Here is a 409-nt window from a genome sequence, read left to right as displayed (position 1 = left end):
TTTATCATTTGGTTGCGGTAACGTTTTAGCCAAATTTCGAAAACCCGTCACAAACTGATTATCTTCAATTGCGTTCATCGGGCTTCCGTGTCCCAAAAACAAAACCGGCATTTTTTCGGTATTCGAAAAAGAGCCAGATATTTTATGTAAGTCGTTTAATGTGTTCATGTGAATAAAATTTATTTATTCTAGTTATCAGCTCGTTCTATTAAATCCCAAAGATTGCCGTAAATATCAGCAAAAACAGCTACTTTGCCATACGCTTCCAAAATAGGTTCTCTGATAATTTCTACTTTATTATCCAATAAATTTTGATAATCTCTTTCAAAATCATCAGTGTTCAAAAATAGAAAAACGCGTCCACCCGTTTGATTTCCCACTTTTTCTGACTGTTCATTAGTTGCTGCTT

Annotated in this window: 1 protein-coding gene; it reads right to left on the bottom strand. The window is 34.2% G+C overall.

Annotation, left to right across the window (positions count from 1 at the left end):
- Positions 1 to 188 precede the first annotated feature (188 nt).
- On the bottom strand, positions 189 to 409 hold a 221-nt coding region (locus tag FCS21_RS17945), incomplete at its 5' end, for a VOC family protein (RefSeq protein ID WP_503328527.1).

Origin of the sequence: Colwellia ponticola (assembly GCF_005885605.1) — a bacterium.
Lineage (GTDB): Bacteria > Pseudomonadota > Gammaproteobacteria > Enterobacterales > Alteromonadaceae > Colwellia > Colwellia ponticola.
This window is presented reverse-complemented; position numbering and strand designations above follow the sequence as displayed.